This is a genomic window from Dietzia cinnamea NBRC 102147 (genome assembly GCF_001571065.1).
Taxonomy (GTDB): domain Bacteria; phylum Actinomycetota; class Actinomycetes; order Mycobacteriales; family Mycobacteriaceae; genus Dietzia; species Dietzia cinnamea.
In genome coordinates this window covers 1-17,425 of sequence record NZ_BCSW01000032.1, presented here as the reverse complement: position 1 = coordinate 17,425, position 17,425 = coordinate 1, and the positions used below count along the sequence as shown (strand labels likewise).

Below are 17,425 nucleotides of genomic sequence, written 5' to 3'. Positions count from 1 at the left end.
GCGGGGTGGGCGAGACGCCATGGCGAGGAGCGGCTGCAGAAATCGCGTACATCCGCGGGAGCGAGACGCCATCGTGAGGAGCGAATACGCCGGCAGCTCCGGGAGCGGGCCGCCATCCACAGGCGCGAGACGCCAGGCTTAGGAGCGAGACGCCATCGACGGGAGCGGGTGCGCGCGTGATGGACGGATGCGCGCGCAGCGGACGAGTGCGCTGTGGACGAATGCGGGGCGGGGCCGAGCGAACGCGGAGCGTGGCCGAGCGGAGGCTCGAACCGGACCGACAGGGTCAGTCGCGGTGGCGGGCCTCCTCCGCCTGGGCCTCGCGGCGGACGTCGGCCGCGTCGTCGACGGTCTGCTGGTGCTTCTCGGCCGCCTTGTCGCTCGCCGTGGTGTCGCGCGGCGGGAGCTGGATGGTCTCCTCCGCGTGCATCCCCGCCTGCAGCTCGCGGGCCCGCTCGACCTCGGCGTCGACCTCCGCCCCGAACAGCAGTGCGTTGTTGGTGATCCACAGCCAGAGCAGGAAGATGATGACGCCTGCGAGGGAGCCGTACGTGGCGTTGTAGCTGCTGAAGTTGGTCACGTAGAAGACGAAGCCGCCGGTCGCGACCGCCCACACGATCAGGGCGATGACGGCGCCGATCGAGATCCAGCGGAACTTCGGTTGCTTGACGTTGGGCGCGAACCCGTAGAGCACGGCCAGGATGACGACGACGACGAGGACGAGCACCGGCCACTTGGCGATCCCCCACACGGTCACGGCCGTCTCCCCCAGACCGATCAGATTCCCGGCCCATTCGGCGATCGGTCCGCTCACGACCAGGATGAGCCCGGCGAGACAGACCAGGAGCAGCAGGACCGCGGTCAGCAGGACGGTGACGGGCTTGAGCTTCCAGAAGGGCCGTCCCTCCTCGATCTCGTAGATGCGGTTCATCGCCCGGCCGAACGCGCCGACGTAGCCCGAGGCCGACCACAGCGCACCGGCGAGACCGGTGATGAGGGCGATGCCGGCGGCCGGGGTGTTGACGACCGACTCGATCGGCCCGCGCAGCGCGGCGAGGGTCTCCTCGGGGGCGGCACCCTCGAGCAGTTCCATCACCGCGTCCACCGTGGCCTGGCCCTGCCCGAACACGCCGAGCAGCGAGACCACCGCGAGCAGGGCGGGGAACAAGGACAGCACCGCGAAGTACGTCAGGCCCGCGGCGAGATCGGTGCACTTGTCCCTGGAGAACTCGGAGAGGGCGCGCTTGATGCCGATCTTCCACGCGCTGCCCTTCAGCGAGGTGGGCGACTCGGGCTTGCCGTGATCGGGGTCGGCATCCGGGTCGGGCTTATCGGTGATGTCGCGGCTCGTCGTACTCATACCTTCAGACTTTCGCATCACCGGGCCCCTTCCGCATCCGCACCGCGGCCCGCATCCGCCGCGCGGCCTGCATCCCTGCCGCGGCCGGCATCAGAGCGCACGCCCGTGCCCGTGCGCCTGCGCCCGCGGAGGGATACCGTGGGCTCCCCTGAGATGTGGCGTTCGGACTCGCCTGAGCTAACCTGTTCGATGTCACGTCACCAAAGTGGTGTACGAACGCACACGCGACAACGATCAAAGGAGAAACCGATGAGCCTGTCCAACGCGATCCTCCGCGGCGTCACCGGCGCTTTCGTCCTCAACTCCGGCCTGAGCAAGCGCGGCATGCCCACCGAAGCCGCGCAGGGCCTGCAGGGCTTCGCCGCCACGGGCGTTCCCGCCGTGAACCAGATGGATCCGGACACCTTCGGCAAGTTCGTCGCCTACTCGGAGATCGGCATCGGCGCCGCCCTGCTCACCCCGGTGGTGCCCCGCCGGATCGCCGGCGCGGCCCTCGGCGTCTTCTCGGCGGGCCTGCTGGCGATGTACTTCCGCAACCCGGACATGACCGAGTCCGACGGCATCCGCCCCAGCCAGGAGGGCATGTCGCTGGCCAAGGACGCGTTCATGGCCGCCATCGCCGGCGCGCTGGTCGTCGACAACTCCTGAACTCCGGGCCGGCGGGCGAGGCGATGAGCGCCTGCCGGAAAGCCGAGTAGACGGCCCGGCGCCGCACCCGCGGGCCGGGCCGTCGTCGTCCCGCGACCGGGTGCCGACGCGGTGCGGATGCGAAGCCCACTCGCGTATCCGACCATGGGGCGATGACGCAGAACCCGGAGCCAGATTCCCCGGCCCGCCGGATGCGGATCGTCGTCACCGGCGCGAGCGGCAACGTGGGCACCCCGCTACTACGCAGGCTGCTGGCCGACGGCCACGACGTGGTGGGCCTGTGTCGCCGCATCCCACCCGCCACCGCTCCGTACAGCGGTGCCTCCTGGCATCGCGTCGACCTCTCGTACGCGGGCGCTCACGATCTGGTGGAGATCTTCCGCGGCGCCGACGCGGTCATCCACCTCGCCTGGGGCTTCCAGCCCACCCGCGACGTGGACCACCATCACCGGCTGGGCGTCGGCGGGACCGCCGCGGTCGTGGAGGCGTGCCGACTGGCGGGCGTGCCGCACCTGGTGCACCAGTCCTCGGTGGGCGCCTACGCCCCTGTCTCCGACGGCGGACCCGGAGTCTCGGTCGAGCGGCGGGTCAGCGAGGACGCCGAACTCGGCGGGGTGCCCACCGCCGCCTACAACCGGCACAAGACGGCCGCGGAGCAGCTCCTCGACCGGCACGAGAGCAAGCATCCCGGCGCGCCGACGATCGCCCGGATGCGGCCGGCATTCATCGTCCACGCCGAGGCCGCCTCGGGTCTGTTCCGCTACTTCACCCCGGCGCTCACGCCAGCGCGATTGCTCCGGGCCCTACCGATCCTGCCGGTGGACCGCCGGCTCACGGTCCCGCTCCTCCACGGCGACGACATGGCCTCGGCACTGGCGGCCGCCGCGACGTCCGGCGCGCAGGGCGCGTTCAACATCGCCGCCGAACCGCCCATCACCCGCGACATGCTCGCCCGCGAACTCGGCGCGCGGCCGGTGCACCTGCCCTACCGCGTGCTGCGTCAGCTCGTCCACATCAGCTGGCTGCTGCGCCTCCAGCCGGTCAGCATCGGCTGGGTCGATCTGGCGTTCGGCGCCCCGCTCATGCACACCACCCGCGCCCGCGCGGAGCTCGGCTGGCGCCCCACGGTCGCGGCGGACGAGGCGCTGCGCGAGGTGATCGACGCGATCGTCGCGGGCCGGGCCGGAACGTCACCACCGCTGCGCAAGCGGACACTGCTTGACGCGCTGGCGGGACTGCGCCGGGGCGGCGCGGTCGACGTCCGGCGACTGCCGTAACCAGCGCGCTCGGCGAGCCTGGGCGCCCTCTGGCCGGTCCGGGCCAGGCCCCCTCGAGCCGACGCGCGACGGGGCCGGTAGATCAGGCCCGGTCGGCGTCGGCGATCGCGCCGAGGATCGCGTCGGCGAGGTCGGCGCGGCACACGACGAGGTCCGGCAGGTAGGTTTCCGCGACGTTGTACTCGAGCGGGGAGCCGTCGATCCGCACGGCGACGAACCCACGGGCCAACGCCACGCCGGCCGGCGCCGCGGAGTCCCACTGGTACTGCCCGCCGGCGTGGATGTAGGCGTCCGCCTCGCCGCGGACGACGGCCGCCGTCTTGGCGCCGGCCGACCCCAGCGGCACGAGATCCCCGCCCACCGCCTCGGCGACCGCATCGGCGAACCGGGGCGGACGGGAGGCCGAGAGGACGATCCTCGGCCGGGAGCCCGTACGAGGGGGAAGAAGGCCTCCCCCGTGGACCCCGCCGTTGCCCACGGGCGCGGCGTAGATCTCGTCGTCGTCGACCCCACACACCACCCCGAGCGCCGGTAACCCGACCGCGGCTGCGGTGAGTCGTGATGTCGCAGGGTCGCCGTCGCGCTCCCACAGCGCCACGTGCACGGCCCAGTCGGGGCGGTCGCCGAGCCCGTACTCGCGGGTGCCGTCGACGGGGTCGATGATCCACACGCGGTCGGCGTCCACGCGGGATAGATCGTCCTTGGACTCCTCGGACAGGACGGCGTCCTCCGGACGTGCGTCGGCGAGCCGCTCGAGCAGGAGCTCGTTGGCCCGGCGGTCGCCGATGTCGCCGAGCGTACGCCCGGTGGGCCCGGAGGACCGCAGTTCCACCAGCAGCCGGCCGGCGTCCGTGGCGAGGTCGACGGCGAGCTGCTGGTCCGGGGTGCGCGTGGCGGAGGTCATGGCCTCCAGCCTAGGAGGATCACCGCCAGCGCGACCGGAGTCCCCTGCGCCGACCGTGTCCGTACTCGCGCGCGACGCGGGCGGGCTGATCCGGACAACGATGCGCATCGGCCGCCACCCGCGCCGCTCCCCGTGACGGCAACGTGCCGCTCCGGGCCCCGCAGCGCTGGCAACCCCACACGGCCCCGTCCGCGGTCTCCTCGACAAAGCACGCGCGCTCTCCGACCTCGTTCATGGGGCTCCTCGAGCATGGCGCCGGTCCCCTTTGCCGGCGCGGTCCACCTATATTGTCACAAATCTCTTATAGCGGAAAATGGTGTCGCGCTATCGCGCGAGACGCCGGAGACGGCCGCGCCGGAGGGGTAGACAGATCGGTCTAGACAAGGCCGCGCCTTTATGTCTACTGTCTTACTCGACTTAATCAGCCCACTACCTCAAAGGGGTGCCCATGAGGACTCTCATCGTGCTCGGCGTGGTCGGCGCCATCGCCCAACTCATCGACGGCTCCCTTGGCATGGCCTACGGCGTCACCTCCACGACGCTGCTGGTCGCGGCCGGTATCGCACCGGCGGCCGCGTCGGCGTCCGTGCACTTCGCCGAGATCGGCACCACCCTCGCGTCGGGCCTCTCCCACCACAAACTCGGCAACGTGGACTGGCGGATCGTGCGCATCCTCGCGGTCCCGGGCGCGATCGGCGCGTTCGCCGGCGCCACCATCCTCAGCAGCCTCCCGGCCGACGTGGCCAAGCCGGTCGTGGGCGTCATCCTTCTCGCGCTGGGCCTCTACGTCCTGTACCGCTTCCTCGCGCTCGGCGGCCGACGCCCCGAGTTCAAGGGTCGCGTTCGCACGGGCTTCCTCGTCCCCCTCGGTCTCGTCGGCGGGACGCTCGACTCGCTCGGTGGCGGCGGGTGGGGCCCGGTCGGGACGACCTCGCTACTGTCGTCGGGCCGGGTCGAACCCCGCAAGGCCGTGGGCTCGATCGACACCTCGGAGTTCGTGGTGGCCGTGGGCGGCTCGCTCGGCTTTCTCCTCGGCCTGGGCGCCGCCGGGATCGACTGGGGTTACGCGCTGGCGCTACTCGTCGGCGGCGTGATCGTCGCGCCGTTTGCCGCGTGGCTGGTCAAGCACCTGCCCGCGCGCGTGCTCGGCACCGCAGCCGGCGGCCTCATCGTGGTGACCAACGCGCGCACCCTGCTGCTCTGGGCCGAGGTGCCGTCCGCGGCCACCAACCCGATCCTCCTCGCCCTGGTCGCCGTCTGGTTCGGACTGATCGCGTGGGCCGTTCTCGCCGAGAGGAGAAGCCGGGGCGACGACGACGAGCTCAGCACCTCCGGACGGCCCGCCCCGTCCGCGAGCGCGGGACCGGCCACGGTCCACAGTTGAAATGTGAGCGCGGGGAACGACTGTCCGCTGGCGTACAGTCTTGGCTACTTGTCCAACTGGACGTCCGCCCAGACTCAAGGCGCTGGACCTGGCCACTCCCCCACTCGCGATGGCAGCGGCTCTGGGAGACTGTGTCCCATGAGGGTCACCGCCAAGTCCGACTACGCGTTGCGTGCGCTCGTCGAACTCGCGGCGGCCCGCAGCGACGACCCCGCCCGCGACCCGAGGGACAGCCCGGTCAGCGCGGAGGAACTGGGGCGGCTACAGGACATCCCGCACGGCTTCCTCCAGGCGATCCTCTCGGACCTGCGTCGCGCGGGCCTGGTCGCCAGCCGTCGCGGCAAGACCGGTGGGTGGTTCCTCGGCCGGGACGCCGGCGAGATCACGGTCGCCGACGTGATGCGGGCCGTCGACGGGCCACTGGTCAGCGTTTACGACGTCCGGCCCGAGGCGGTGGTCTACAACGAGCGCGCGGCGGTCCTGCAGCACGTGTGGATCGCGTCGCGGGCGGCGCTGCGCCGGGTGATGGACGCGGTGACGATCGCCGACCTGGCCGCCGGGCACCTGCCGGGAGAGGTTCACGAGCTGACCCTCGACACCGACGCCTGGGAACCCCGCTAGTCGCGCCAGCCCCTGCACGCCCACAACGCAGCCGCTCCTGGCCATGGCGTCTCGCCCACCCCGCGGTGCGCGCGAGACGCCATGGCCAGGAGCGGCTGCGTGAGCGGCCCGGCTCAGGCGTGAGTCGACGCCCCGGGCCGCTGCACCGCCGGCCGGTCGAGGTGCACCGAGAACCGGCGTACGAGCGCCTTCCAGACCAACGGGCCGCCCACGACCAGCACCAGCGTGATGATTCCGATCAACAACGGCGAGGCGCCGAGCATGGCCGAGGCCGTCACGGCGAGCACGATCGTGATGCCGCGGCGGATGAGCCCACCCGGCACGCGCCCGGCGAACCTGGAGCCGAAGAACGTGCCGATCGCCCCGCCGATGAGCAGCGGCACGAGCAGGTTCCAGTCGACGCCGGTCACCATGACGTGCCCGATCGCGGCCGCGATGACCAGCGGGACCGCCTGCACGAGGTCGGTACCCACCAGCCGCAGCGCGGCGAGCGTCGGGTAGAGCAGCATGATGCACATCATGATGACGGTGCCCGAGCCCACCGAGGTGATGCCCACCATCAGTCCGCCGATCACACCGACGAGCAGCGTGAGCACCGGCTTGACCGGCGGGTCGGGATCGTCACCGGTGCGGATGCGCCCGGACATCTCGAAGAACGCCCGCAGGAAGTACGCCGTCGACGCCACGATGAGGGTCGCGCCGATGGCCTTCTTGAGCATCCCCTGCACGTCCTCGGCACCGATCGCGTGCACGAGCCACGCGCCGAGGTACGCCGTCGGCACCGAGCCGATGATCAGCCAGAGGGCGATCTTGAGATTGGGTTTACCGTGCCTCCAGTGCACGCCCGCGCCCACGACCTTGTTGACCGCGTTGACAACCAGGTCGTTGGCGACGGCCGCCGTCGGTGGGATGCCCACGAGGATGAGCGCCGGCGTCATGAGTGCGCCGCCGCCCATCCCCGTCAGGCCGATCACCACGCCGATGACGGCGCTGACGACCAGCAGGCCGAGCGAGTCGTAGGTCCACAGGGCCTCGGGCACCGGCTCAGATTCCCAGGATGGAGCTGAGGATCCGCTGCGCGACCTCTTCTGCGGTGCCGTCCTCGGGACGGATGTGCAGGTCCGGGGTCAGCGGCGGCTCGTACGGCGCGGAGACGCCGGTGAACTCGGCGATTTCGCCCGCGCGCGCCTTGGCGTAGAGGCCCTTGGGGTCGCGGGCCTCGCACTCGGCCAGCGGGGTGTCCACGAACACCTCGGTGAACGGCAGGCCGGCCTTGGCGTGGACCTGGCGCGCCGCGTCCCGGTCGGCGCGCATGGGCGAGATGAGGGAACAGATGACGACGACGCCGGCATCGGCGAACAGCGCCGCCACCTCGGCGGTGCGGCGGATGTTCTCCGCCCGGTCCTCGGCCGAGAACCCGAGGTCGACGTTGAGGCCGTGGCGCAGGTTGTCGCCGTCGAGGATGTACGCCGGATGACCGGACTCGATGAGCAGACGCTCGACCTCGGAGGCGATGGTCGACTTGCCCGAACCCGACAGGCCCGTCAGCCACAGGGTGCGGCCCTGCCCGCGGTCGCCGCGCTGGACGGCCCCGGCGTGCCAGACGACGTTGGAACCGGTGGTGGCGGGCCCGATGATCATGCCAGCACCCACCGTGTTCCCGGTGATCTCGTCCACGAGGATGAACGCGCCCGTGTCGCGGTTGCGACGGTAGGGGTCGTACATCAGCGGCGTCTGCGTGCGCAGGCCGATGCGCCCGATCTCGTTGAGCTGGAGCTCGGTGGAGTCGGGGTCGCGGTGCAGCGTGTTGACGTCGAGCCGGTACTCCATCCCCGTCACGATCGCCTTGGTCTCGCGCGTCGTGTGCTTGACGATGTAGCGCTTGTTGGTCTCGAGGGTAGTGTCGTCGGCGAACCAGCAGACCATGGCCTCGAGCTCGGTGCCCTGGTGCGGCCGGTTACCGGGCCGGGCGATCATCTCGCCGCGGACGATGTCGATCTCGTCGTTCAGCGCGATCGTCACCGCTGCGGGGGCCGCGGCCTCGTCCAGCTCCGCCCCGCCCGGGCCCCAGATCGCCTTGACCGTGGACTGCCGCCCGGACGGCATGACCACCACGTCGTCGTCGACCTTGATGATCCCACCCGCGACGGTTCCGGCGAAGGACCGGTGATCCAAGCCGTCGGCGCGCTGGGGGCGGATCACGTACTGCACGGGGAACCGGACGTCGGTGAGGTTCCGGTCCGAGGCGATGTGCACGTTCTCGAGATGGTCGAGCAACGCCGGGCCCGTGTACCAGGGCATGGCGTCCGAGCGGTCCACCACATTGTCGCCCCTGAGCGCCGAGAGCGGCACGAAGGTGACGTCGTGGACCTCGAGCTTGGCGGCGAAGTCGGTGAACTCGGTGCGGATGGCCTCGAAGGTGGCCTCGTCGTAGTCCACCAGGTCCATCTTGTTCACGGCCACGACCAGGCGCGGAATGCCCAGGAGTGCGGACAGGAACGCGTGGCGGCGGGTCTGCTCGAGCACACCCTTGCGGGCGTCGACGAGGATGATCGCCACGTCGGCCGTCGAGGCACCGGTGACCATGTTGCGCGTGTACTGCACGTGGCCCGGGGTGTCCGCGATGATGAACTTGCGCCGCGGGGTAGAGAAGTAGCGGTAGGCGACGTCGATCGTGATGCCCTGCTCGCGCTCGGACCGCAGCCCGTCGGTGAGCAGCGCGAGGTCGGTGTACTCGTCGCCGCGCTTGGCCGAGGTGGCCTCGATGGAGGCGAGCTGGTCCTCGAAGATGCCCTTGGAGTCGAACAGCAGCCGGCCGATGAGCGTCGACTTGCCGTCGTCGACGGAGCCGGCGGTGGCGATGCGCAGCAGCTGCGCGTGCTCGGCCATGGTCTGCAGCTGCTCGGCGGCGCTCTCGGCGGCGGCCGGCGCGGTGTCCGTGGTGGGGGTGCTCATCAGAAGTAGCCCTCCTTCTTGCGGTCTTCCATGCCGGCCTCGGAGATCCGGTCATCGGCGCGGGTGGCGCCGCGTTCGGTGACGCGGGTGCCCGCGACCTCGGCGACGACGGCGGCGTTGTCGGCGGCGTCGGACTCGACGCAGCCCGTGCAGGTGGCGTCGCCGACGGTGCGGAAACGCACGAGCTCAGTGCGCGCCTCCTCGTGCGGCAGCGTCTCCAGGAAGCGGGTCTTGGCGAGGAGCATGCCGTCGCGCTCGATGACCTCGCGCTCGTGGGCGTAGTAGATCGGCGGCAGGTCGATGTCCTCGCGCTCGATGTACTGCCAGATGTCCAGCTCGGTCCAGTTGGACAGCGGGAACACGCGGATGTGCTCGCCCTTGCGGTGCTTGCCGTTGTACAGCTTCCACAGCTCGGGCCGCTGGGCGCGCGGGTCCCAGGCGCCGAACGCGTCGCGAAAGGAGAAGACGCGCTCCTTGGCGCGGGCCTTCTCCTCGTCGCGGCGGGCGCCACCGAAGACGGCGTCGAATCGGTTCTCCTGGATCCCGCGCAGCAGGGCGGTGGTCTGGAGGCGGTTGCGGCTCGCGCCGACCCCCGTGTCCTCGACCACGCGGCCGGCGTCGATGTCGTCCTGGACGTGGGAGACGAGCAGCTGGACACCGGTCTCCTCGACCACGCGGTCGCGGTAGTCGATGACCTCGTCGAAGTTGTGGCCGGTGTCGACGTGCATGAGCGGGAACGGCATCGGCGCGGGCCAGAAGGCCTTGCGGGCGAGGTGGAACATCACCACCGAGTCCTTGCCGCCGGAGAACAGCATCCCCGGGCGTTCGAACTGTGCGGCTACCTCGCGGAAGATGTGGACGGACTCCGCCTCGAGCGCGTCGAGATGCGAGAGCGTCACCGCCGACCTCGTCGTCATGCGACCTCCAGTGTCGTGGGCTGGCCGGCGGACCGGACAGCACGGCAGACCGATCTGTCTACCTTCGGGCGTCCGGACCATCCTGCGCCCGCCCCGCCCGGTTTTCCATCTCGCCGAGGGCAATCACCCCCGCCCCGTCGAAACTCCGACATATGATGACGGATATGCGACACGAACCGACCCACCGGGTGCTCGCGGCGCTCCGCGCGCTCGCCACCGACGGCCCGCCCCTGCCGTTGACGGAGATCGCCAGGATGGCCGGGGCGAGTCGCTCGACCCTCCACGCGGTCCTGGCGGAGATGGACGCCCAGGGGTGGGCGGAGAAGACGCGGGCCGGGTGGCGGGCCGGGCCGGCACTGCGCGAGGTGGGCGCGGCGCTGGCCACGGAGGTCGACCTGGTCCGGGCCGCGCGCCAGCCGCTCGAGGCCCTGGCGGACGCCACCGGGATCGCGGCGGTGGTGTTCGAGGTCCGCGACGGGATGGCCGAGGTCGTCGACTCGGTCGGCGCCGGCATGCGCACCGCTTCCCGGGAGGCGCTGCCCGTCGGCCACGTGGTGCCGGTGCGCGCCCCGTTCGCCCGCGAGCTGGCGGCCCGACTACCACTGGGCGAGCAACGTCAGTGGCTAGCCGACGCGGCGGGGCTGACCACCGCTGCGCGCGACCGGCTCGAGGTGGCGCTCCCGCAGATCGCGCGACGTGGCTGGTCCATCGAGCGGCTCACCCCGGCCCGCCGTGAGCTGCTGCGGATGGCCGACTCGTTGGAGACCTCCGGCATCGGCGCCCTGGTCCGCGACCGCGTGTCCGAGCTGTTCGTCGAACTCTCGGAGATCGACGTGACCGACGCCGAACTCAGCGGCGCCGCGGACCTGGCCGTGGCCTCGGTGGCGGCACCGGTGCTGCGGGCCGACGGGCGGGCGGTCGGGTCCGTGGCCGTCGCCCCGGGTCGCCGGATGACGGGCCGTGCGGTCTCCCGGGCTGTCGAGGCCGTGACGGAGTGCGCGGCCGACGTCTCCGCCCGCCTCGCCTCGCGTCCGCCCGCGGCGCGGACGGCCGCTCTCCCCTCCCACCTCGTCCACCCGGCCCACGCGGCGAGCCGCGCTTGACGGCTCCCCCCACCCGGGCGCGGGGCCCCGGTCTGCCGTGGCGGCACGTTCGCCAGCGGGGCCGTATGATGTAGATCACATTCCCTGCCCTATCGGAGGTGATCGTGCCCCGGACCGCCCACCCGTCCCCCTCGCCCGATGCGGACCCGCTGGACCTGGCGTGGCGTCGGTCCGAGCTCAGCGGCCTGACCCCGCAGAGCGCCCGGCCGGGGGCGCCCGACCCGCAGGCCGCCCGCTCCCACCGCCTGACCGAGGCCGCGCGCCCGGTGATGGACGGGCTCGACACCGTCCTGCGGGACACCGGCGCCAGCCTCGTGCTGGCCGATCGCGAGGGCCGGGTCATCAGGACGGCCCGCGACAACGCGCGGATCTCCCGCATGCTGCTCCGGCGGGGCGTCGACGACGGCGCCACGCTCACGGAGGAGGCCGTGGGCAACAACGGCATCGGCACGGCGCTGGAGACGCGGGCCGGGGTGTTCATCCACGGTGAGCAGCACTTCGCCGAGGTCCTGCGCGACTTCGTCTGCTACGGCCACCCGATCATCGACCCGCTCACCCGACGCCTGGTGGGCGCGGTCAACCTGACGGGCATGAGCGCGGACGCATCACGCCTGTTCGCGCCCTTCGTCCGCAAGGTCGTGGCCGACATCGAGGCCCGCTACGTCGACACCGCCCGCGCGGACGACCGCGAGCTGTGGCGCCGCTTCGTCGAGCGCACCCGCTCCTCCGACACCGCGACGTGCGCGTTCGGCGACGAGGTGGTGCTGGCCTCGCACTCGAGCCTGGAGCGACTGGATTCCAGAGACCTCGTCACCCTCCGCCGACTGGTCGAGCGCGACGAGATGGGTGAGGTCGTCGAGCTGTCGGTGGGCACCGTGGGGGTGGCCACCAGCCGCGTGGGGCGCCGCGGGCACCTGCTGGACCTCACGTTCCCCGAGTCGCCCGGTGCGCCCACGCCCGCGCCCGCGCCCACGCTCGCGCCCCGGATCGTCGTCGCCGCCCCCGCGACGGTGGTGCGGAGGCACGCCGTCCGGGGGCCGTCGGGATCGGGGAGGTCGACGACGGCGAGGGCGATCGCCGGCCCCGGGGCCCGCCATCTCCGGCTCGCCGAGGCGGACGACGCCGCGACGGCATGGCGGGAGATGGTCGCGCCCGCACTCCGTGAACTTTCCGGGCCGGTGATCCTGGACGACATCGACCTGTTGGACGACGCCGATCTGCGCCGGTTGGCCGCGCGCATGGAATCGGCTGGAGAGCACCTCGTCGTCGTCACCAGTCGCGACGACCCGCGCCCCGCGGTGACGGCGATACTCGACCTGTGCGACCGGCGGACAGAGGTCCGCCCCCTCCACGAGCGCGGCACCGAGGGCGAGGAGATCGTCCGCCGCATGGTCGCCGACCTGGCCGCGCGGCGCGGTATGCGGCCACCCACGGTGACGGCGCGGTTCGTGGAGGCGGCCTGCGTGCTCGACCTGCCCAACGGCCTGGTGACCCTGCGCGCGGTCCTCGGCGACTGCCTGACCCGGCTCGAGCAGAAGTGCGCCGTGACCCTCGACGTGGACGCGCTGCCGTCGCGGTCACGCTCGGCGCGCCCGCCGCGGCCCGGGGAGCTGGCCCGGGGGGAGTACGACGCGATCGTCGCCGCGCTCAGCGAGTGCGGCGGGGTGCGCTCGCGGGCCGCCCGCCGGTTGGGGATCAGCCGGACCACGCTGTACGCCCGGATGCGGGAGTTCGGGCTGTCCTGACGCGCACACGGCGCCCGCCGTCATCCACCGTGTCCACTCGCGTGTCCAGAAATTGAACACTCCGGAGGGGGGACGCACCCGCAGGATGAGTTGTGATCGGCCTCACAACCGAGGCGGTCGGATCTTCGGAGGTAAACATGACCGGCACACTCTCCCGCGACACAAGCACCGGCACCGGCACCAGCGCACACGTCGACGAGCGCCTGGGCGCCGAGGCCCGCGACTTCCTGGCCCGCCCGCATCGCCTGCTCATCGGTGGCCAGTGGGTCGACGCCGCCGACGGTCGCACCTTTGGCACCTACGACCCCGCCACCGGCAATGAGATAACCCAGGTCGCCCACGGCGGGCCCGAGGATGTGGACCGCGCGGTGGCCGCCGCCCGCCGCACGTTCGACGACGGCGCCTGGGCCACCATGAAGCCGCGCGAGCGCGAGCAGATCCTGTGGCGCATCGGCGACCTGCTGGACGCCAAGGCCGAGTTGTTCGGGCAGATCGAGGCGCTGGACAACGGCAAGTCCGTCGCGATCGCCACCGCGGTCGATGTGGCGTGGGCCGCCGACGTCTTCCGCTACTACGCCGGCTGGGCCACCAAAATCGAGGGCTCCACGGTCAACGTGTCCATGCCGTTCGCCGGCGACAAGCAGTTCCACGCCTACACCCAGCGCGTGCCCGTGGGCGTGTGCGGGCAGATCATCCCGTGGAACTTCCCGCTGCTCATGGCCGCGTGGAAGCTCGGCCCCGCCCTGGCCACCGGCAACACCCTCGTCCTCAAGCCCGCCGAGCAGACCCCGCTCACGGCCCTCCTGCTCGGGGAGATCTGCCAAGAGGCCGGCGTGCCCGACGGCGTGGTCAACATCATCACCGGGTTCGGCGACGCCGGCGCCGCGATCTCCGCCCACGACGACGTGGACAAGGTCGCCTTCACCGGCTCCACCGAGGTGGGCAAGCTCATCGTGGACGCCGCCAAGGGCAACCTCAAGAAGGTGTCGCTGGAGCTGGGCGGCAAGAGCGCCAACATCGTGTTCGCCGACTGCGACTGGGACGCCGCGGTCGCCGGCTCGGTCGCCGCGTGGATGTTCAACCACGGCCAGGCGTGCACCGCCGGTACCCGCCTGTACGTCGAGGACTCGATCTACGAGGAGTTCACCCAGGCCGTCGCCGACGCCGCCTCGCAGGCCACCATCGGCCATGGGCTCGACCCCGACACGGTGCTCGGGCCCGTCGTGGACCAGGACCAGTTCGACAAGGTCTCCTACTACCTGCGCGCCGGCATCGAGGACGGCGGTCGCGCCCTCACCGGCGGTGCCCGCCACGGCGACACCGGCTTCTTCATCCAGCCCACGGTGTTCGTCGACGTCAAGCCCGAGGACCGCGTGGTGCGCGAGGAGATCTTCGGCCCCGTCGTCTCGGCCCTGCGGTTCTCCGACGTCGACGACGCGGTCCGCCAGGCCAACGACTCGATGTACGGCCTCGCCGCCGGCATCTGGACCAAGGACCTGTCCAAGGCGCACCACGTCGCCAGCCGACTCCAGGCCGGATCCGTGTGGGTCAACCAGTACAACGGCTTCGACACCGCCATGCCGTTCGGCGGGTTCAAGCAGTCCGGCTGGGGCCGTGAGCTCGGCGCCGGCGCCCTGGACCTGTACACGCAGACCCGCTCGGTCAACATCCAGCTCTGACCCGACCGGCCCGACGCCGTCGGCCTCCCGGACCGGGACCCGGCGTCCCCGTGACCACTTCCGGGGACGCCGGAGTCCCCCTGCTCCCCCTTCTTCCCTTCCTCCTTCCTCTCTTCCCACACCCGCCAGCCGAAAGGACCACCGCCGTGAAGACCAAGGCAGCCGTACTGTTCGACACCAACCAGCCGTTCGAGATCATCGAGCTCGACCTGGACGAACCCGGCCCCGGCGAGGTGCTCATCAAGTACACGGCCGCCGGCCTGTGCCACTCGGACCTGCACCTGTCCGACGGCTCCCTGCCGCCCCGCTTCCCGATCGTGGGCGGGCACGAGGGCGCCGGGGTGATCGAGGCCGTCGGCGAGGGCGTCACCAAGGTCAAGCCCGGCGACCACGTGGTGTGCTCGTTCATCCCCAACTGCGGAATCTGCCGCTACTGTTCGACCGGCCGACAGAGCCTGTGCGACATGGGCGCCACGATCCTCGACGGCCACATGCCGGACGGCACGTTCCGCTTCCACTCGGGAGGCCAGGACTTCGGCGCCATGTGCATGCTCGGCACCTTCTCCGAACGCTCGGTCATCTCGCAGCACTCGGTGGTCAAGGTCGACGACTGGCTGCCGCTGGACAAGGCCGTGCTCGTGGGCTGCGGCGTGCCCTCCGGGTGGGGCACTTCTGTCTACGCCGGCGGCGTCCGTCAGGGCGACACCGTGGTGATCTACGGCATCGGCGGCCTGGGCATCAACGCCGTCCAGGGCGCCGTCCACTCGGGCGCCCGCCACGTCGTGGTGGTGGATCCGGTGCAGTTCAAGCGCGATGAGGCGCTGAAGTTCGGCGCGACCCACGCGTTCGCCAGTGCGGCCGAGGCGCACGCCGAGGTCGAGAAGCTCACCTGGGGCCAGATGGCCGATCAGGCGCTGATCCTCGTGGGCACGCTCGAGGAGGAGGTCGTCTCCAGCGCCTTCGACGTGGTCGGCAAGGGCGGCACCGTGGTGATCACCGGCATGGGGAGCATGACCGACAAGACGGTGCAGGTCAACGGCACGATGATGGCCCTGTTCGGCAAGACCATCAAGGGCACGCTCTTCGGTTCCGCCAACCCCCAGTACGACATCGTCAAGCTGCTGCGGCTGTACGACGAGGGCAAGCTGAAGCTCGACGAGCTCATCACCACCACGTACACGCTCGACCAGGTAAACCAGGGTTACCAGGATCTGCAGGACGGGAAGATCATGCGCGGCGTGATCATCCACGACTCCTGATCTCCCACAGCCCCCACAGACCGGAGCCGGTCGACCCCGCGGGACGGCGCCCCCGCCTTCTCGGTGATCGGCTCCTCCCCCGACGCGCGTCGCCTCACCCCCTGGGCGGCGCGCGTCGGTGCGTCAGCCGGCAGTCGCTCCCGCCGATGGCGTCTCGCTCCCGCCGCTGCCCGCCCAGCCCGCAGCCGCTCCTCACCATGGCGTCTCGCCCACCCTTCGGTGCGCGCGAGACGCCATCCCGGCGAGCGGCTGTAGGTGGGCGACTGTGGTCCCCGCGCATCGTGGCGCGCCAGACGCCATCCCGGCGAGCGGCTGTGGCCGGGCTGCGCTGTCCGAACTGCTCCGGTGTCAGGGCGTGGGCGCGCCGCCGGTCACCGAGAGCGTGTTGCCGGTCGTGTACGACGACTCCTCCGAGGCCAGGTACACGTACGCCCCGGCCATCTCGACCGGCTGCCCCGGCCGACCGAGCGGGTTCTTCTGCCCGAAGTACGGCAGCTTCTCCGGCTTCTGCCCGCCCGTCACCTGCAGCGCGGTCCAGAACGGGCCCGGCGCGACGGCGTTCACGCGGATCCCCCGCGGCGCGAGCTGCTGCGCCAGCGCCTTGGACATCGTGTTGACCGCGGCCCGCGAGGTCGCGTAGTCCACGAGGCCCGGCGACGGCGTGTAGGCCTGCACCGACGAGGTGAAGATGACGCTCGCGCCCGGCTGCAGGTGACCGAGCGCCTCCTGCATCATCCAGAACGGCGCCGAGATATTGACGTTCATGGTCTCCGCCCACTGCTCGGAGCTCAGGTCCTCGAGGTTCTCGACGTAGGTCTGCCGGGCGGCGTTGAGCACCAGCACATCGATCCCTCCGAGCCCGGCAACGGCGTCGCGGACGATCGCCCGCGCCACCTCTTCGTCGCCGACGTCGCCCGGCAGCAGGACGCAGGTGCGGCCGGCCTCCCGGACCAACCGGGCGACCTCGTCCGCATCGGACTGCTCGGAGGGCAGGTATCCGATCGCCACGTCGGCCCCTTCACGTGCGTACGCGATCGCCACCGCGCGCCCGATGCCCGAGTCGCCACCGGTGATGAGCGCGCGGCGACCCGTGAGCCTGCCGTGTCCGACGTAGGACGTCTCACCGTGATCGGCGGGCGGCTCCAGCTCGGAGGCGAGCCCCGGCACCGGCTGGGACTGCATCGGGATGTCGACCTCGTACTTGGTGGTGGGGTCGATGAGCGGCTGGGCGTTCGGGTCAGTGGTCACGGGAGGCCTCCTCGGAAGTCGGAATCTCGACCGTACGCTCGCCCACCCCGGCGGAAGCTGAACCGACACTTCTCCGCGCGTGCGCCCTGTCCAGCCACGCCAACTCCTCTTCGATTATCGAGGTCCGCATGAGAAAGCGCGCTATCCCGCCCGGCGCCCGCGACTTGATGCCCGGCTTTCGCGAGATGTACACCTTCATGATCTCCTGCTTGAGAATCCAGGACACGAAGAACATCACAATTGCGCCCACGAAGAACACATTCGTGAGCACCAGAACCGCAGGGCCCGTCTCCCGACCAACAAGAGGGCTCACGATGTAAACGGG

At 71.3% G+C, this 17,425-nt stretch carries 15 protein-coding genes; 8 read left to right on the top strand and 7 right to left on the bottom strand.

The window, feature by feature from the left end; translation table 11 throughout:
* Window positions 1-286 precede the first annotated feature (286 nt).
* Window positions 287-1,360: a YihY/virulence factor BrkB family protein gene (locus tag DCI01S_RS11500; protein WP_061229350.1), complete on the bottom strand. Its 1,074-nt coding sequence runs from the start codon at window positions 1,358-1,360 to the stop codon at window positions 287-289.
* Between the two features lie 249 nt (window positions 1,361-1,609).
* Between DCI01S_RS11500 and DCI01S_RS11495 the strand changes: the two genes are divergently transcribed.
* Window positions 1,610-2,008: a hypothetical protein gene (locus DCI01S_RS11495; RefSeq protein WP_007627121.1), complete on the top strand. Its 399-nt coding sequence runs from the start codon at window positions 1,610-1,612 to the stop codon at window positions 2,006-2,008.
* A 152-nt stretch (window positions 2,009-2,160) separates the two neighbouring features.
* Window positions 2,161-3,285, top strand: coding sequence for an NAD-dependent epimerase/dehydratase family protein (locus DCI01S_RS11490; RefSeq protein WP_244881709.1), 1,125 nt, complete (start codon window positions 2,161-2,163; stop codon window positions 3,283-3,285).
* 82 nt (window positions 3,286-3,367) lie between these two features.
* Here DCI01S_RS11490 and DCI01S_RS11485 read toward each other — a convergent pair whose 3' ends face one another.
* Window positions 3,368-4,189 carry a 3'(2'),5'-bisphosphate nucleotidase CysQ gene (locus DCI01S_RS11485; RefSeq protein ID WP_061229348.1) on the bottom strand — a complete coding sequence of 274 codons (822 nt, stop codon included), beginning with the start codon at window positions 4,187-4,189 and terminating at the stop codon, window positions 3,368-3,370.
* A gap of 448 nt (window positions 4,190-4,637) precedes the next feature.
* On the opposite strand from DCI01S_RS11485, the gene DCI01S_RS11480 reads away from it, so the two are divergent.
* Complete coding sequence (locus DCI01S_RS11480; RefSeq protein WP_061229347.1) at window positions 4,638-5,573, top strand: sulfite exporter TauE/SafE family protein; 936 nt, start codon at window positions 4,638-4,640, stop codon at window positions 5,571-5,573.
* A 138-nt stretch (window positions 5,574-5,711) separates the two neighbouring features.
* Window positions 5,712-6,194, top strand: coding sequence for an RrF2 family transcriptional regulator (locus DCI01S_RS11475; RefSeq protein WP_061229346.1), 483 nt, complete (start codon window positions 5,712-5,714; stop codon window positions 6,192-6,194).
* Between the two features lie 113 nt (window positions 6,195-6,307).
* Here DCI01S_RS11475 and DCI01S_RS11470 read toward each other — a convergent pair whose 3' ends face one another.
* The 3 genes from DCI01S_RS11470 to cysD are packed head-to-tail and all read right to left on the bottom strand — an operon-like array spanning window position 6,308 to window position 10,066.
* Window positions 6,308-7,234, bottom strand: a complete 927-nt coding sequence (locus DCI01S_RS11470) for a sulfite exporter TauE/SafE family protein (RefSeq protein WP_061229345.1) — start codon at window positions 7,232-7,234, stop codon at window positions 6,308-6,310.
* 4 nt (window positions 7,235-7,238) lie between these two features.
* Complete coding sequence (gene cysN / locus DCI01S_RS11465) at window positions 7,239-9,149, bottom strand: sulfate adenylyltransferase subunit CysN (protein WP_082767766.1); 1,911 nt, start codon at window positions 9,147-9,149, stop codon at window positions 7,239-7,241.
* On the bottom strand, window positions 9,149-10,066 hold the full coding sequence (cysD, locus tag DCI01S_RS11460; RefSeq protein WP_061229344.1) for a sulfate adenylyltransferase subunit CysD: 918 nt from the start codon (window positions 10,064-10,066) through the stop codon (window positions 9,149-9,151). The genes cysN and cysD overlap by 1 nt, the downstream gene beginning before the upstream one ends.
* Window positions 10,067-10,230: 164 nt before the next feature.
* Between cysD and DCI01S_RS11455 the strand changes: the two genes are divergently transcribed.
* From DCI01S_RS11455 to DCI01S_RS11440, 4 genes are all read left to right on the top strand, one after another.
* Complete coding sequence (locus DCI01S_RS11455) at window positions 10,231-11,169, top strand: helix-turn-helix domain-containing protein (protein ID WP_061229343.1); 939 nt, start codon at window positions 10,231-10,233, stop codon at window positions 11,167-11,169.
* Window positions 11,170-11,267: 98 nt separating this feature from the next.
* The gene (locus DCI01S_RS11450; RefSeq protein ID WP_244881708.1) at window positions 11,268-12,914 is read left to right on the top strand and encodes a helix-turn-helix domain-containing protein; all 1,647 of its coding nucleotides are present in this window, start codon (window positions 11,268-11,270) and stop codon (window positions 12,912-12,914) included.
* A gap of 137 nt (window positions 12,915-13,051) precedes the next feature.
* Window positions 13,052-14,593: an aldehyde dehydrogenase family protein gene (locus DCI01S_RS11445; protein WP_061229342.1), complete on the top strand. Its 1,542-nt coding sequence runs from the start codon at window positions 13,052-13,054 to the stop codon at window positions 14,591-14,593.
* 146 nt (window positions 14,594-14,739) lie between these two features.
* A complete protein-coding gene (locus tag DCI01S_RS11440; protein ID WP_061229341.1) occupies window positions 14,740-15,852 on the top strand; it encodes an NDMA-dependent alcohol dehydrogenase in 1,113 nt (370 codons plus the stop codon).
* 348 nt (window positions 15,853-16,200) lie between these two features.
* Here the strand turns inward: DCI01S_RS11440 and DCI01S_RS11435 are convergent, their stop codons facing one another.
* A complete protein-coding gene (locus DCI01S_RS11435; protein ID WP_061229340.1) occupies window positions 16,201-17,100 on the bottom strand; it encodes an SDR family oxidoreductase in 900 nt (299 codons plus the stop codon).
* Window positions 17,090-17,425, bottom strand: a 336-nt coding sequence (locus tag DCI01S_RS11430) for a hypothetical protein (RefSeq protein ID WP_218001318.1), incomplete at its 5' end; no start/stop codon positions are given. The genes DCI01S_RS11430 and DCI01S_RS11435, both read right to left, overlap by 11 nt.

Excerpts from the sequence above, each read along its gene's own strand:
- DCI01S_RS11500 (WP_061229350.1), bottom strand. The coding sequence starts at position 1,360 with ATGAGTACGACGAGCCGCGACATCACCGATAAGCCCGACCCGGATGCC.
- DCI01S_RS11495 (WP_007627121.1), top strand. The coding sequence starts at position 1,610 with ATGAGCCTGTCCAACGCGATCCTCCGCGGCGTCACCGGCGCTTTCGTC.
- DCI01S_RS11490 (WP_244881709.1), top strand. The coding sequence starts at position 2,161 with ATGACGCAGAACCCGGAGCCAGATTCCCCGGCCCGCCGGATGCGGATC.
- DCI01S_RS11485 (WP_061229348.1), bottom strand. The coding sequence starts at position 4,189 with ATGACCTCCGCCACGCGCACCCCGGACCAGCAGCTCGCCGTCGACCTC.
- DCI01S_RS11480 (WP_061229347.1), top strand. The coding sequence starts at position 4,638 with ATGAGGACTCTCATCGTGCTCGGCGTGGTCGGCGCCATCGCCCAACTC.
- DCI01S_RS11475 (WP_061229346.1), top strand. The coding sequence starts at position 5,712 with ATGAGGGTCACCGCCAAGTCCGACTACGCGTTGCGTGCGCTCGTCGAA.
- cysN (WP_082767766.1), bottom strand. The coding sequence starts at position 9,149 with ATGAGCACCCCCACCACGGACACCGCGCCGGCCGCCGCCGAGAGCGCC.
- cysD (WP_061229344.1), bottom strand. The coding sequence starts at position 10,066 with ATGACGACGAGGTCGGCGGTGACGCTCTCGCATCTCGACGCGCTCGAG.
- DCI01S_RS11455 (WP_061229343.1), top strand. The coding sequence starts at position 10,231 with ATGCGACACGAACCGACCCACCGGGTGCTCGCGGCGCTCCGCGCGCTC.
- DCI01S_RS11445 (WP_061229342.1), top strand. The coding sequence starts at position 13,052 with ATGACCGGCACACTCTCCCGCGACACAAGCACCGGCACCGGCACCAGC.